The 15,254-nt window shown below is 37.6% G+C and carries 11 protein-coding genes; 5 read left to right on the plus strand and 6 right to left on the minus strand.

Annotation, left to right across the window (positions count from 1 at the left end):
- Positions 1–125 precede the first annotated feature (125 nt).
- Positions 126–4,610 (minus strand): hypothetical protein, encoded by a 4,485-nt coding sequence (locus AC625_RS18490; RefSeq protein ID WP_049682635.1) that lies wholly within the window; start codon positions 4,608–4,610, stop codon positions 126–128.
- Between the two features lie 184 nt (positions 4,611–4,794).
- Between AC625_RS18490 and AC625_RS18495 the strand changes: the two genes are divergently transcribed.
- The 3 genes from AC625_RS18495 (at position 4,795) to AC625_RS18505 (ending at position 6,405) form a co-directional block, all read left to right on the plus strand.
- A complete protein-coding gene (locus AC625_RS18495; protein WP_049682636.1) occupies positions 4,795–5,448 on the plus strand; it encodes a BMQ_0737 family morphogenetic spore coat protein in 654 nt (217 codons plus the stop codon).
- 65 nt (positions 5,449–5,513) lie between these two features.
- Positions 5,514–6,065, plus strand: a complete 552-nt coding sequence (locus AC625_RS18500) for a hypothetical protein (protein WP_049682637.1) — start codon at positions 5,514–5,516, stop codon at positions 6,063–6,065.
- Between the two features lie 16 nt (positions 6,066–6,081).
- A complete protein-coding gene (locus AC625_RS18505; RefSeq protein ID WP_049682638.1) occupies positions 6,082–6,405 on the plus strand; it encodes a hypothetical protein in 324 nt (107 codons plus the stop codon).
- A 115-nt stretch (positions 6,406–6,520) separates the two neighbouring features.
- On the opposite strand, the gene AC625_RS18510 is transcribed toward AC625_RS18505, so the two are convergent.
- Positions 6,521–7,066, minus strand: coding sequence for a hypothetical protein (locus AC625_RS18510; RefSeq protein WP_049682639.1), 546 nt, complete (start codon positions 7,064–7,066; stop codon positions 6,521–6,523).
- Between the two features lie 228 nt (positions 7,067–7,294).
- On the opposite strand from AC625_RS18510, the gene AC625_RS18515 reads away from it, so the two are divergent.
- Together AC625_RS18515 and AC625_RS18520 are read left to right on the plus strand one after the other, a co-directional pair.
- The gene (locus AC625_RS18515; protein ID WP_049682640.1) at positions 7,295–7,582 is read left to right on the plus strand and encodes a hypothetical protein; all 288 of its coding nucleotides are present in this window, start codon (positions 7,295–7,297) and stop codon (positions 7,580–7,582) included.
- 495 nt (positions 7,583–8,077) lie between these two features.
- Complete coding sequence (locus AC625_RS18520; RefSeq protein ID WP_049682641.1) at positions 8,078–8,326, plus strand: hypothetical protein; 249 nt, start codon at positions 8,078–8,080, stop codon at positions 8,324–8,326.
- A gap of 380 nt (positions 8,327–8,706) precedes the next feature.
- On the opposite strand, the gene murC is transcribed toward AC625_RS18520, so the two are convergent.
- The 4 genes from murC to AC625_RS18540 all read right to left on the minus strand — a co-directional run bounded on the left by murC (position 8,707) and on the right by AC625_RS18540 (position 14,932).
- The gene (gene murC, locus AC625_RS18525; protein ID WP_049682642.1) at positions 8,707–10,011 is read right to left on the minus strand and encodes a UDP-N-acetylmuramate--L-alanine ligase; all 1,305 of its coding nucleotides are present in this window, start codon (positions 10,009–10,011) and stop codon (positions 8,707–8,709) included.
- A gap of 595 nt (positions 10,012–10,606) precedes the next feature.
- The gene (locus tag AC625_RS18530) at positions 10,607–13,312 is read right to left on the minus strand and encodes a DNA translocase FtsK (protein ID WP_053178142.1); all 2,706 of its coding nucleotides are present in this window, start codon (positions 13,310–13,312) and stop codon (positions 10,607–10,609) included.
- Between the two features lie 377 nt (positions 13,313–13,689).
- Positions 13,690–14,496 (minus strand): DUF1444 domain-containing protein, encoded by an 807-nt coding sequence (locus AC625_RS18535; RefSeq protein WP_245645037.1) that lies wholly within the window; start codon positions 14,494–14,496, stop codon positions 13,690–13,692.
- 124 nt (positions 14,497–14,620) lie between these two features.
- Complete coding sequence (locus AC625_RS18540) at positions 14,621–14,932, minus strand: thioredoxin family protein (RefSeq protein WP_049682643.1); 312 nt, start codon at positions 14,930–14,932, stop codon at positions 14,621–14,623.
- Between the last annotated feature and the right edge of the window lie 322 nt (positions 14,933–15,254).

Here is a 15,254-nt window from a genome sequence, read left to right on the forward strand (position 1 = left end):
ACATGCCTGTTTCGACCTCACTACCATCCCACCTCTAAAGAAGTGGGCTTTCTCGTTCGAAAAAGTCTGTAAAACTCGCTATAACGGTTTGTTATAGCGAGTTTGTTTGATTCCATTTTAAGGGTTTATTGTTTTTTCTCCTGTTGAAGCATAGGACTCGATTGCATTTCTCGAAAAGTCATTCGCCTAGGTTGAATCTGCTGCTGGACATTATTCTGCTGAGTACTTTTCTGCTGAGACGACCTCATTAAATCCAATGGCGTTCTCATTGATGCATGGGCTTTATCGGTATTATTACAATGCATCATTTCCTCTGTTTCGATTTTATTTGTTTCGATTAATTCCTTGTGTTTTTGCTTCAGTTCTTCATAAGATTGCTGTAATTCTGCATTTTTTTGTTTTTGATTAGCTTCAATCAACTGGAATGTTGCTAGCTCCCTGCTCTGCATGTCATAAGATTGTCTTAACCTCTCTAGCTCTTGGTGCTGATCCTGTTTCGTCAAATTGGTTTCTTCAAGTTCTTTCTTTAGATTTTGATAAGATTGTTTTACTTCTTCAAGCTCTTGATATCGGCTTTGTTTAGCAAGTCTGATTTCTGCTAGCTCTCGGTTCTGCGCCTCATAAGATTGTCTCAATACTTCGAGTACTTCTTTCTGAACCTGTACAGCAAATTTTGATGTTGCTAGCTCATTTTTCTGTAATTCATAGGATTGTTTTACTTCTTCAAACTCCTTTTTTTGACTTTGTTCCTTCACCCTAGACTCTGCTAGCTGGCGATTCACTTCTTCATATGATTGCTTTAGGTCTACAAGCTCTTGGCTCTGGTTCTGTTCCACCATTCTAGATCCTGCTAACTCTTGGCTCAATTCTTGATAAGATTCCTTTAATTTCCCAAGATTTTGGCCCTGGTTTTGATAAGATTGGAGTAATTCTTCTAGCTCTTGTCGACGGTCTTGTTCCTTCAAAGTTACATCTGCTAACTGCTGATTGATCGCTTCATAAGATTGCTGTAATTCCTCAAGTTCTCGGCTCTGGTTCTTTTCCACCATTCTGGAGCCCATTAATTCTTGGTTCATTTCTTGGTACGATTGTTTTAGTTCGCCTAGCTCTTGGTCCTGATTTTGATAAGTCTGCTTTAATTCTTCAAATTCTTGTTGTTGGTCTTGTTCTTTCAAGATAGAATCTGCTAGCTGGTGATTCACTTCTTCATATGTTTGCTTTAGGTCTACAAGCTCTTGGCTCTGGTTCTGTTCCACTAATCTGGATTCTGCTAACTCTTGGGTCAATTCCTGATAGGTCTGTTTTAGTTCCCCTAGCTCTTGATCCTGTTGTTGATGAGATTGGAGTAATTCTTCTAGCTCTTGTTGTTGATCTTGTTTCTTCAATGTGATTACTTCAAGCTGTTGGGTCAATTCTTCATATGCTTGCATTAATTCTTCTAGCTCTCGGCTCTGGTTCTGTTCCACCATTCTAGAGTCTGTTAATTCTTGGGTCAATTCTTGATAGGATTGTTTTAATTCGCCTAGCTCTTGAATCTTCTCTTGTTCCACCATTCTGGAGTCTGTTAATTCTTGGGTCATTTCTTGGTACGTTTGTTTTAGTTCGCCTAGCTCTTGATCCTGTTGTTGATGAGATTGGAGTAATTCTTCATATGTTTGCTTTAGGTCTTCAAGCTCTTGGTCCTGATTTTGATAAGAATGAAGTAATTCTTCTAGCTCTTGTTGTTGATCTTGTTCCTTCAATGTGATTACTTCAAGCTGTTGGGTTACTTCTTCATATGTTTGCATTAATTCTTCTAGCTCTCGGCTCTGGTTCTGTTCCACCATTCTGGAGTCTGTTAATTCTTGGCTCAATTCTTGATAAGATTCTTTTAATTCTCCAAGATTTTGGCCCTGATTTTGATAAGCATGAAGTAATTCTTCTAGCTCTTGTTGTTGATCTTGTTCCTTCAAAGTTACATCTGCTAACTGCTGATTGATCGCTTCATAAGATTGCTGTAATTCCTCAAGTTCTCGGCTCTGGTTCTGTTCCACCATTCTGGATTCCGTTAATTCTTGGGTCATTTCTTGGTACGTTTGTTTTAGTTCCCCTAGCTCTTGATCCTGATTTTGATAAGATTGAAGTAATTCTTCTAGCTCTTGCTCCTGATCTTGTTCCTTCAATGTGATTACTTCAAGCTGTTGGGTCACTTCTTCATATGTTTGCATTAATTCTTCTAGCTCTCGACTCTGGTTCTGTTCCACTAATCTGGAGTCTGTTAATTCTTGGGTCAATTCCTGATAGGATTGTTTTAATTCGCCTAGCTCTTGGTCCTGTTGTTGATGAGATTGGAGTAATTTTTCTAGCTCTTGTCGACGGTCTTGTTCCTTCAAAGTTACATCTGCTAACTGCTGATTGATCGCTTCATAAGATTGCTGTAATTCCTCAAGTTCTCGGCTCTGGTTCTGTTCCACCATTCTGGAGTCCGTTAATTCTTGGGTCATTTCTTGGTACGTTTGTTTTAGTTCCCCTAACTCTTGGTCCTGTTGTTGATGAGATTGGAGTAATTCTTCTAGCTCTTGGCTCTGGTTCTGTTCCACCATTCTGGATTCCATTAATTCTCGGGTCATTTCTTGGTACGTTTGTTTTAGTTCCCCTAGCTCTTGATCCTGATTTTGATAAGATTGAAGTAATTCTTCTAGCTCTTGCTCCTGATCTTGTTCCTTCAATGTGATTACTTCAAGCTGTTGGGTCACTTCTTCATATGTTTGCATTAATTCTTCTAGCTCTCGACTCTGGTTCTGTTCCACTAATCTGGAGTCTGTTAATTCTTGGGTCAATTCCTGATAGGATTGTTTTAATTCACCTAGCTCTTGGTCCTGATTTTGATGAGATTGGAGTAATTCTTCTAGCTCTTGTCTCTGGTTCTGTTCCGCCATTCTGGAGTCTAGTAATTCTTGGTACGTTTGTTTTAGTTCACCTAGCTCTTGGTCCTGATTTTGATAAGACTGGAGTAATTCCTCGAGCTCTTGTCGATAGTCTTGTTCCTTCAATGTGACAGCTGCTAACTGGTGATTGATTGCTTCATGTGATTGCTTTAGGTCTTCAAGTTCTTGAATCTTCTCTTGTTCCACCATTCTAGATCCTGTTAATTTTTGGTTTAATTCTACAAGCTCTTGATCCTGATTTTGATAAGACTGGAGTAATTCCTCGAGCTCTTGTCGTTGGTCTTGTTCCTTCAATGTGACAGCTGCTAACTGGTGATTGATTGCTTCATGTGATTGCTTTAGGTCTTCAAGTTCTTGAGTCTTCTCTTGTTCCACCATTCTAGATTCTTTTAATTCTTGGTTTAATTCTTGATAGGATTGTTTTAGTTCGCCTAGCTCTTGGTTTTGGTCTTGTTCCTTCAATATTGAAGATTCAAGCTGGTGATCGAGTTCTTCATATGATCGCTTTAGGTCTTCAAGTTCTTGGCTCTGATCCTGTTCCACTAATCTAGATTCTGCTAACTCTTGGTTCAACTCCTGATAGGATTGTTTTAGTTCCCCTAACTCTTGGTCCTGATTTTGATAAGACTGGAGTAATTCTTCGAGCTCTTGTCGTTGGTCTTGTTCCTTCAGTTTAGAATCTGCTAGCTGGTGATTCACATCTTCATATGATTGCTTTAGTTCTTCAACCTCTTGGCTACGGTTCTGTTCTACCATTCTGGATTCTACTAACTCTTGGTTCATTTCTTGATAAGATTGTTTGATCCCTTCAAGCTCTTGGTCCTGATTTTGATAAGCATAAAGTAATTCTTCGAGTTCCTGTTTTTGATTTTGTTCCTTCAATGCAGTTACTTCTAGCTGTTGATTCATACCTTCATATGATTGCTTTATCTCTTCAAGCTCTTGGTCCTGATTTTGATAAGCATGAAGTAATTCTTCGAGTTCTTGTTTTTGGCTTTGTTCCCTCAATGCAGTTTCTTCTAACTCTTGATTCATCTCTTCATATGATTGCTTTATCTCTTCAAGCTCTTGGCTCTGATCTTGTTGAGCCATTCTGGTTTCCAGAAGCACATGTTTTACTTCTTCAAGTTCTTTTTCTTGACTCTGTTGGGTCAAACCAGAATCTGTAAGTTCCTGATTCAGTTCTTGATGAGTTTGCTTTAACACATCAAGGACTCGTTTCTGGTCTTGTTCTGACAACCTGGATTCTGCTAGCTCTTGTTTCATTTCTTCATAAGACCGTTTTAACTCTTCTAAGTCTTGGTTTAGAGCTTCATATGATTGCTTTAATTCCTCTAGTTCTTGCGTCTTTTCTTTCAAGTCGATATTTTTTTGATTTACAGCATCAGCGTCTCTTTCCTGATCTGTATGTTTCCTTTTTAATTCCTCATTTTCTTTTTCTAAAATGGTATATTGATTTTTCATTTCCTCTACTTGATTGGTCATGGTTTGAATCTGTTCGACTAATTCTGAATGGACTCGCTTTTCAACCTCCCTTTCAGCTGCAATTAGTTCATGCTGATGTCTTAAGGTCAAATATTCCTCTGTGATATCATTCTCCCGATAGCTTTTTAACACTTTTTTGTATTTTTTAAGTTGGCGAATCAGCGTACTGAGCTGATTTTCCTCAGTGAAATTGGACACATTTACCCCCCCATTAAAAATGATATAGAGTATTGTATGTTCTTCCATCTAGGCTGTGCAGAAAGAATCATTTCAAAGTTCTGATGATTCCCTTTCAGAAAATGGGCGTTCATACCGTAACTAGGACTAGGGGGTCTACATACTTTGTACTGTACAATAAAAATTTTATTAGGGAGTCGATCATATGAGTCATTCACCACGGCCCACTCAAGAGCTTTTATGTATCAATGCTGAAAAAGTATATGATTGGGTTGTATTACAGAATACGATTAGACAATTTGTTTCAGCCGAAGAGCTTGAAATTGACCATGAACTGGATAATGTAAAGCATTTAACAACACACTTCATTTTAACTGATGAGCGTGGAAAACCGCTTGGTCCAAATGCTGAGGTTAAGGTAAAAGAAATCGATAAGCGTGAGGAAAAAACGTTTGTCATTGACGGTGCCTTAGTAACACTGGAAAAAGTCTCTTTCGTAAAGGTCTTCTTCATTGTCATTGAATTTAGAGGTATTCATGATCATACACATTTCGTCTTTAAATCTTGCCCAATCCGTGTAGAAGCTCATGAAAGTTTATTCTTATGTGCGCCAGAAGGCACAAGATTAGTAGTTAGAATAACAGATCTAGATGGCACTGCTAAGCTTAATTTCCACGATGATCGTTTAAAAAGCGTCGATCTTACATTAACAACATGCCAAAGCATTCAAGCAGTTGCTGACGTTACGATCGAAGTGAAAGCAGACTTCTGCCAGCCAAGAGATATCTTGACAGAACAATGCCAAGCACCAGTCGTTCCTCCACAATGCCCAGTCATTTTCCCTGGTCATGATAACTAATAAGCTTGCATAAGATTTAAGAGAGGAGATTTCCTCTCTTCATTCTTTTTAAGGCTGGTGAAAATATGACGGACAAACTACTTCAAGAATTAGAAAATAAACTCAAGGAAATGGAAATCGAAAGTATCGAATTTCAGGAAAAAATAAGGACATGTCTACATAATAAAAAGCAAGTTCAAGTGTCAAATCCCATTTCCTATTTCAATTATTCGACGATTATAGATCAAGAAAATAATCAGGAGCATACCGTTATAGGAACCTTTCATTTTCATAATCAAACGGCTCTTCCCCTACACAGTCCAGTTATCTTACTCAAGATTAACTCGGACAAACCATACGACTTTTCCGGAAAATACGTCCTTCCTAATAAACCTCTTCAAAACGAAACTTTTTTTTGGGAACGGATCGAAAATTCAAAAAGTAATAGGGATAAGGAGTACTTATTCAAGCCAGTCTCAAATGAGATAATTCCGCCAAATGAAACCTTCTCATTCTCGAACTTCCAGCTTCGTTTCACAAACGTTGAACCCGCCTATATACAGGTTGAAGGGTTTATTTATTACAAAGAAAGAATGGAAGGGATTGCTTCTTTGAATTCCATCAGCATAAATTATTAGAAATGGGGTGAGGAATTTGTTTTCTTCGAAGAATAAGGAAATTAAGGATTTGTTAGAAACACTGCTACAAAAAGAAATTGAAAGAAAAATTAATAAAAACGAGAACGATACCACAATGCTGCATAACGGGCAAACTATCATCAATATTGACCATAGCTTAAGCTCATATGCCTTGCTATATTTATTGCTTGGACAACATTCTACAACAGGATCAAAGGACGTGGAGGAAAATAGTAATTTTACAACTAAAAGCAAGTTGGAGGAAATAAGTGAAGATATAACACAGATGCAGGAGATTAATAAGAAATTTTATTTAGAGGTATTAGAGACGCTCCGTTAAATATATCTTTACTAAGTAACGTGCCTATCTCCTAAAAAAAGGGACATGATTTCATTTAACCATGCCCTCTTCCAATGACCTCTTGTATATCAAGGGGGTTTTTTATTCATGCTTATTAGCAATCACAATCATGATGCTTATCATGTTTCTCATCATTTTCATTATGACAGCAGATACAGAACGTTTTTTGGATATCTACATCAATCGTTGTAAAATCTCCATGTCTAGGTGTAACAACAAGACTTTTAAAATCCTCAACTTGAAATATTTTTGTACTATCTTTAATGATATCTTCTTTAATTACTCTGTCACAATGTCTGTCACAATGTCTGTCACAATGTCTGTCACAATGCCTGTCACAATGTCTGTCACAATCTTTTTCTTTTTTTTCTCTTGTTTTAATAGTTACCTGTACATCATGGTCTGGAGTTAATACAATAAATGTTTTATTATGATTGTTTGTAAAATCTTCAAAAAGTGTTAGAGGTGTGTTCTGCGGAAGTTTAATGTCATCCTTTTTGAACTCATGAGTTGAAATAAAACATTGGTTTTTCCTATCATCTTTTTTGTCGTGATCTTTCCTATTATCTTTCTTACTTTCTTTTCTCGGACAACTTTCGTAATATTCCTCACCACTGTATGATCTTGCAATATAACCCATTCTCTCATCTCCCTATAAGTTTGACACTTTAATATGTCTTCCCTGCTATATAATGCAAGTAGGCGTAGTTTTGTAAGGGACAAGAGCTTATTTTTATTTAAAATAATAAGTCTTTTGTTCGCCTTATTATGGGCAAACTAATTATTATTCCCATTCTCTTTTAAAAATTTGGGAGCTTTTGGACAGATAGATGAATACCCTATTCAAAGGAGGAGGGGATAAATCGTTATGTCAGAATGGAAAAAGCGTCCTAAAATTCCTGAGTCACATCCTTTCAGAGAAATTTATAACGATTTTCTTGATTCCAACCGTGAGGAATTATTGGAGTGGATTGACGAGCTCAAGAAGGATCGAAATGCAGCGTTGGAAGAAAAAAAGAAAGGGAAAAAGACTTTCGACCATTTTATTAAACAACGGATGATTGATACTGCCATAGAAGCATATTATTGGAAGTATTTAAATAAAGAGACAAAAATTGAAAATAATGATGAAAACATGGATAGTAATCAGTGTTAATAAATCGTCTGACCATAGATTTTGTTTTTATCGATACAGGATGTACTTATATAAAGGGCTTATGAATGGGTGCATGTTTATTCCAGTTATGCGAATATATTGCGCCCATCTTTTTATTAAATGGATTTCTCAATGATCTTGCCTTTTTTAAAGGAACGAAACCAATACATTAACACTCTAAAAAGAAAGCTTAAAGGATTAATCGCACAAGCTGTTTTTGTTCAAATATAGCATTCTATTTTTACTTTAACAAAGACACATGCATGGTCCGACATAAAACATCCACGAGCGCCTGCTCTAACCTAACGCTGAAAAAGGGTCAGGTTCTATAAACTGTATCACCTTATGAAGATGGCAATTGCGGAGCTGAATTTGCGAAGCCTCTCCTCTTTTCTATAGAAAAAGGCGCAAAAATAGAGTGATTTTCCTGCTTGGTACAAGCATCCCCTTCGTTCATTGAATACCCTGTATTAAGGCGATAGAAAGGGTGATTTTATGGAACTTTATAACCCAAAGAAAAATAAGTATTATATGGAAGCTCGTGATTACTGTCCTGATCCTGAGAAAAACAAGTGCCATAATAAAAAGAAAGATAAAAAGGATAAGTCAGAGCTGAAATGTGAGTGCCATAACAAAAAGAAAGATAAAAAAAACAAGTCAGAGTCAAAGTGTGAATACGATAACAAAAAGAAAGATAAGTTAGAGTTGAAGTGTAAGGTCAAATATCATTTCGAATTGTCTTAACCTCATTAGAATTGCCTCTACCATATAAACATTGATGGCAACGTACTTCGTGATTTACCAATGAAATTCTATAAAAGATTTACAAGTAGGACACTAATCAACTAGACTAATATTTATTAACCCCCAAATACAGAAGTGATGCTCTTATAGCATGAATAGCATATTCAAGGCAGATGTCTAAGACTGTTTTCCTATATGATTCCATCATCTGGAATCATATAAAAAAGGGAGCAAAAATATAACGTTTTTCCACCTTTGTACAAGGCACCATTTCCTCCATTGAGTATCTTGAATTCAGATTTTCCATATAGGGAATCTGAGTTTTTTATTTATAACACAAAAAAACCACCGGGTAATAATCTCCGATGGCATTTGTTATATTATTTCACTTCTAGTAATTTCTCATATGCAGCCTGGAATTTCTGAATATCTCCGGCGCCCATGAATAGAATGACACTGTTGTCATGTTTGCGAAGGATTTCTGTTGTTTCCTCTGAAATCAGCTCAGCTCCTGGGACTTTCTCTTGAAGATCCTCAATGGAAAGCTTCCCTTGATGTTCACGTGCCGAACCAAAGATTTCGCATAGATATACTTGATCAGCTAAGTTTAAGCTATCGGCAAATTCATTTAGAAATGCCTGAGTTCTTGAATACGTATGCGGCTGAAATACGGCCACAATTTCACGATTGGGATATTTTTGACGTGCAGAATCAACCGTTGCTGTAATTTCAGTCGGATGATGGGCATAATCGTCAATAACGATTTGATTGCCAATTTCTTTCTCAGAAAAACGACGTTTCACCCCAGTAAATGTCGTCAATTGCGCCTTCACCGTTTCCGTATCCAAATTTTCATATTGACACAGTGCAATAACGGCTACAGCGTTTAACACATTATGCTTACCATAGGTCGGAATCGTAAACGTCTCATAGTAATTATTCCGCACATGAACATCAAATGTTGTGCCCTGTTCGGAAACTTGAATATTCCGTGCTTGAAAATCATTTTCTTCCGCAAATCCGTATAAGATCACTGGAACTTTTGCTTGAATTCCTTGAAGTTGTTCATCATCGCCACAAGCAATAATTCCTTTGTTCACTTGCAGAGCCATCTTCTGAAACGCCTCGAATACGTCCTCAATGTTGGCAAAATAGTCTGGATGGTCGTAATCAATATTCGTCATGATTGCATAATCAGGATAATAAGAAAGGAAATGGCGGCGATATTCACACGCCTCGAATACAAAATAGTCCGATTTAGCAATCCCTTTCCCCGTACCATCACCGATTAAATACGAAGTTGGCTTTGCTCCTCCCATTACATGGGCAAGTAATCCTGTCGTCGATGTTTTCCCATGTGCGCCTGTTACAGCCACACTGATGAATCCCTTCGATAAGTCTCCGAGGAATTTGTGATAGCGAAGGATTGGCAATCCCAGCTTCATCGCTGCAACAATTTCCGGATGAGTGTCTGGGAATGCATTTCCTGCAATAATTGTCATTCCAGGCTGAATATTTTCTTCAGCAAAAGGTAGAATTGTAATGCCTGCATTTTCTAATGCAATTTGTGTAAAAAATTTCTTATCATAGTCAGAACCTTGAACAACATACCCCATATCATGAAGTACTTGAGCAAGCGCGCTCATCCCAGAGCCTTTAATTCCTACAAAATGGTAAACAGTCATAAATAGATCCTCCACCAATCGTCTATCTGTATCACGGTATATGATGTCATTTTTTGTTTTACTTGTTAACTAATTTGGAAGTTCTAAGGGAGCTTAATGGCTTCCCTTTCAGTATCTCCCATAGAATAGAAATCTTAACTTCACGTTTTTAATACATGAGTATTCATTATATCACTATTTAAAAAAATCAACCATCACACAATATTACCATTTTAACATAGTTGATTTTATCGACCCTTCATTTGCCAATTAATACGTTATAATTCTTAGTATATACATTTTCGTCTAGGATGTTCACCTATAAAAGACACGAATATGGCTATTAAACACCCATATCTAGTATTAAAGTCATCTTAGTTAGACAAACTAGCTCCAGTAATATGGCCTGCGTGAGTAGTACTTCCATACATCCTCTTACAAAACCCCTTAAATTCCCCGTGTTATTTGTTTCTACTTTTTAAGTAAACCTAGCTCTTCCTATTTCCTTTACACAAAGAACAGAAACACCTTCAAAAGAGTATTGTCTGTACACGTTAGCCCATCCTACTAGTGGCCGCAACACACATACTGTAGTCGGCGAATTACTGCCCGATTCTTACATCACCGATTTTTCCTCTAAAAAGTATTCTAATTCTTCTGCATTGATGAGCACATCCCTCGGTTTACTACCTCTGGATTCAGAAATAATCCCCTGTTCATGCATCATTTCCATCAATCTAGCTGCCCGATTGTAACCAATCTTGAACCTCCTTTGTAAGCTTGAGGTTGAAGCAGCATTTTGAGAGACGACAAATTCGCATGACTCAAAAAATAGTTCATCGATTTCTTCCGTAACTTGTACTTTATTTAATAATTCTTCTTGCTCAAATAAGTATTGCGGCTGCTGCTCGTTCTTCACATGATGGACAACCTCATCAATTTCATGATCAGTGACGAACGTACCTTGAAGCCGAACCGATTTGGAAGATCCATTTTCTGCAAACAACATATCGCCTCTACCTAGCAGCTTTTCTGCACCACCGCTGTCGAGAATTGTGCGTGAATCCACTTGAGATGAGACTGAAAAAGCAATTCTTGTCGGGATATTTGCCTTAATCAATCCAGTAATAACATCAACTGAAGGACGCTGAGTTGCAACAATCAAATGAATTCCGCAAGCACGTGCTTTCTGTGCAATTCGACTAATGGCCTCCTCCACATCTGCAGGCGACATCATCATTAAATCGGCAAGCTCATCAATAATAATCACGATAAATGGCAGTTTGTTCGCGTGCTGACCCGCAGCCTCTGCGTTTTCATTGAAACGCCCGATATCACGTACTCCCGCGTGAACAAATAGCTCATAGCGCCGTTCCATTTCTTCAACAGCCCATTTCAAAGCAGCAGTAGCTGCCTTTACATCTGTAATAACCGGGCTAACGAGATGAGGGAGACGGTTATATGGAGCAAGTTCGACCATTTTAGGATCTATGAGTAGCAGTTTCACCTCTTGTGGTGTAGCTTTGTACAGTAAACTAATTAGCATAGAATTAATACACACACTTTTCCCTGAGCCCGTTGCCCCGGCAATGAGTCCGTGCGGCATTTTTTTCAAGTCAGTCACAATCGGTTCACCGGAAATATCAAGTCCAAGTGCAACTGTCAACGGGGATGGATCTTGTTTGAATGAATCACTTTCGAGAATTTCCCGCAAAAAAACAGGCATACTTTTTCGATTTGGAATTTCAATGCCAATTGTATGCTTACCGGGAATCGGTGCTTCCATCCGAATATCCTGCGCTGCAAGACTTAGTTTAATATCATCCATTAAATTCGTAACCTTATTCACCTTCACACCTGGCTCTGGCTGGACCTCAAATCTTGTAACAGCAGGTCCTTGCGTGACATTGACGACTTTCGCACGAACATTAAAGTTCTTCAATGTATCATCCAATAGTGCCGTTTGTCCTTCAAGCCATTCATTGTCATTTTCTGTAGTTGCTGCTGGTGTTAATAGGTCGATGGAAGGAAATGCGTAATATGGATTTTCTTCCTCACTCTTTGTATGATTCGATACAATTTGATTTTGTAGATTCATTTCTAACGGTTCTGTAGGAATGTCTTCAGGAATGATCTCTTTTACCGGTTCTTCGGTATGTACAAGACTTTGAATAGAAGTAAGGTGTACTTCGGATTTCGATTCAACTAAGTCTTTAGTTATTACACGAGCTTCTTTGCTATGTACTTCATTCGCATCTTGTTCAAACTTAACTTCAGACCCTGACTCGACATTTTCCCGGGAAATGTTCCAATCCTCGACAATAGATTTCCTCGTCGACCCGAAAGGTTTCAGCCTATCGACCTTTTCTTTATCCTGCTTCAACATAACTACATTAAAGGGAATATGTTTTTTTGTAGGTTTTGGTTGAACGAAATGTTCCTGTTCAAGAGAAGGTTCTGCGATTGTCGTTGTATCACTTGATTCAACTTCATGTACAGAAATCGTGGCAGTCTTTTGTTCGGTTTCTTCTACATTTGGTACTAGCGATTCAATTGTAGCAGCGGTAGTATCAATACTTATTTCTTTAAGCTCCGCTTTTTCTTCTTCTTTGATTAAGTCCGTCAAATTCTCATTTTTTTCTTTCTCATCATAGACATCGATTAATTCTGATACATCTTCGCCGACCTTTTGTTCTTCAAACTCTGTATCTGCTATCGTTTCAAGCTTTTCCTCTGGTTCTTCCCTATCATTTTTTCGAAGTATCGCTTTAGTTTCTATTGGATCGGGAACATGTAATTCTATTGAGCTTTCTAATTCATACTCAACATGGTCATCTTCGGTCTTATTAAAGGGTTCCGGTCGTTTATACCCATAAATAGGAGATGGAATTTCAGTTGGCCGAAACGGTTTTTTGGACGGAATAATCTTAGTCGTTTTTGGTGCTACTTCCTGTTTCTTCTCTTCCGGCTTTACTGGTTGCTTGTGAACTGTTTCCGAACTGTTCTCCCGATGATTTATGTTTCTTTCTTTGTTTATTGGACGGACAGGCTTTTTGGGACGCCTTTCTCTCAATTTACTATCTGGGATAATAGGGAATTTAAATTCACCCTTTGGGTATTGAAATAATATCCGAGTATCCGGGTCTAAACGGGAGGATACGGGTTCATCATGGGAGACTGAAAGTTCTTTCACCTTTTTCAGTTGGGTCAAATCCATTGTTTTTAAGGTTTCTTTATCAATCTCTTCATCTATCATAATTTCTTCTATTTCAATAATTTCTTCATCTTGAAACCATTTCTTTATTTTTTTGAGCCATTTCAATACAATCACTCTTTCTACCAACTTATAGTCAACGATCTTTTTTTTATAAAATATAGGTAAACCAACTATTATGCGTACCCATTACCTGCATCATAAGCCAGTTGGAATATACCCAGTATACACCAATTAATCAATGAGTTTCACAAAATTATGTGAGGAAACCGTTTTATTTGTGATATTTTCATATTCTCTAGGTGACCTAGTATACGTGGATTCTATTTCAGTATCAATACAGTCATATTATATTTTCATGATAAAAGAGGAAAACTTCCATCAGTCGGGGTATTACAGCCTGTTAAACCGGGATAAAAAAAGAAGCACATCCCACTCAGTGATGTTTCACTGTCAGAATGCGCATCCTATAAGGTTTTGCTTGATTACTCGCTTCTCTTTTTATTTTTGCCGAGGATAAAGATTGGCTCTAACTCGTCATTTTCGTATAAGAAAGAAAGAGCGGTGATTGGGACATGGCCACTTGCAAAAAAGCTCATCGCCATTTGTGCAAGCACATCATAGCCAGTATCATTCTCGACATCTGCGATAATGATTACATCTTGATGCGGGATACTAATCGCCATCTCACCTTTCATGTTTTTTTTCATTTCTTTTAACCAAGTTTCGTTGACGATACGACTTGCATCGTAACCATCATTCGTATTCAGGAAGTAAAATGTATTACCAGCAACCGTATCAGATTTCAAGGGTGTTTTGAGCGATCGGACGTTAAACTTTGCAATTTGTCGTATCCGTTCAGGTTCCCACCCTTCTTTCTCTAGCATCTGACGATCGATTAGCCGGTATGTATTTCCCAAATCAAGCGCATACAGAATCCGTGTTTCAGCTGTATGTTCATCAAATAAAAACGGATTCCCAGATGTCGCTTCTGTAGGAAATGAGGTGGACCGAATGACTGGAAAGATGTTTTTTTCCTTACCAATCAATGTGTGCTCTTCACCCATCACCTGCAATGCTTCCTCTACATAATAAACAACTTCATCAATCGCTTTTTCTTTTGAATTTTCCCAATTTGCAACGATTTTTGGCAACTCAATTGAAATGCCTTTTCCAGTTACCGTGTTTTCAATTCGAAGAACATCTGTCTTACTATTAAAGTCATAGCTGCGGTATTGCGAACCTAACCGCTCTTTCATAAGTTTCATGATCTTCTTACTATCCATTTTCATTCAGCATTCTTCACTCCTTTGATTATTGTATGAAGGAACAAGGACGGAGCTCAGGCTTACGTACTTTATTTTGAGTTGGTTTAGCTTTTTAAAATAAGACGCTCTTCATACTTGATATGAAATATTATAAGGATTCGATAAAGTCTTTGATTTCTTGCTCCGTTTTACGGTCTTTGCTAACAAAACGCCCCAGCTCTTTTCCGTTATCATACGCAATAAAACTTGGAATGCCAAAAACATCATTTTCTACACAAAGATCAATAAATTTATCACGGTCAATATGTACGAAGGAATAATCAGCGTATGCCGCTTCAATGCCTGGTAAAATCGGTTCAATCACTCTGCAATCTCCACACCAATCTGCTGAAAACAAGAAAATATGTTTCCCTTCATTTTTTAACGTTGTAAATTGCTCCATAGATTCTAAATTCTTCATTCTAATTCCCTCCATGTATTCGATAAATTTTATCCCTCAACACTTATTTTGATGATACCAAACTACTTCAGGATAAACCAACAATACGCAAACTTGTTTGTATGAAGGACATGGGGACGGGGCTTCGCAACTTACTACTATAGCCAATCTACATTGCAGATATACGTACTTTATTAAGAAAATACTTCAAAATTCGGCTCCGCACCGCCACCATTGTGATTAGGGGAGTGTAGCGTGTTACAGGATGAATCCTTCATGATACATGATAAAGGGTGGCGTTTTAACGCCATAGTTGTTTTGCATTTAAATTGGCAAGTATTAC

Origin of the sequence: Peribacillus loiseleuriae (assembly GCF_001183985.1) — a bacterium.
Lineage (GTDB): Bacteria > Bacillota > Bacilli > Bacillales > DSM-1321 > Peribacillus > Peribacillus loiseleuriae.

Bases quoted from the DNA above. Each gene is read 5' to 3' on its own strand.
- murC (WP_049682642.1), bottom strand. From the start codon at position 10,011: ATGACTGTTTACCATTTTGTAGGAATTAAAGGCTCTGGGATGAGCGCG.
- AC625_RS18540 (WP_049682643.1), bottom strand. From the start codon at position 14,932: ATGAAGAATTTAGAATCTATGGAGCAATTTACAACGTTAAAAAATGAA.
- AC625_RS18510 (WP_049682639.1), bottom strand. From the start codon at position 7,066: ATGGGTTATATTGCAAGATCATACAGTGGTGAGGAATATTACGAAAGT.
- AC625_RS18495 (WP_049682636.1), top strand. From the start codon at position 4,795: ATGAGTCATTCACCACGGCCCACTCAAGAGCTTTTATGTATCAATGCT.
- AC625_RS18515 (WP_049682640.1), top strand. From the start codon at position 7,295: ATGTCAGAATGGAAAAAGCGTCCTAAAATTCCTGAGTCACATCCTTTC.
- AC625_RS18500 (WP_049682637.1), top strand. From the start codon at position 5,514: ATGACGGACAAACTACTTCAAGAATTAGAAAATAAACTCAAGGAAATG.
- AC625_RS18535 (WP_245645037.1), bottom strand. From the start codon at position 14,496: ATGAAAATGGATAGTAAGAAGATCATGAAACTTATGAAAGAGCGGTTA.
- AC625_RS18520 (WP_049682641.1), top strand. From the start codon at position 8,078: ATGGAACTTTATAACCCAAAGAAAAATAAGTATTATATGGAAGCTCGT.